This is a genomic window from Polaribacter sp. 2305UL8-11 (assembly GCF_058147165.1).
Map to the genome: position 1 here is coordinate 1 of NZ_JBYVJW010000053.1, position 266 is coordinate 266.

A 266-nucleotide genomic window follows, 5' to 3' on the forward strand; every position below is an offset into this window, starting at 1 on the left:
TAATTTTGACTGTGGCCAGCTGTCCCGGATTCGGAGTTTCAATGTCATAAGCCAGATAAGCCAGTGAATTGACTGTTTTGGTCACTGCATCCAGCAGATAGTCATCTATCTTTCCTGCCAGGAACTGATCCTTGATCAGGCGGGACATCACTCCTCCCAGTTCATCACGATTACTGGAGCTGTAACGCAGGCGAATTTCCGCGGGCGTGTAATTAATATTTTGTTTCTGCCAGAAATTCCTAACCTGCCGGATCAGGCTGGCTGCG

General features: G+C 48.5%; 1 protein-coding gene. It reads right to left on the reverse strand.

Annotated features, from left to right (window positions below):
- On the reverse strand, nucleotides 1-266 hold a 266-nt coding region (locus ACY2RW_RS16180), incomplete at both ends, for a hypothetical protein (RefSeq protein ID WP_490123767.1).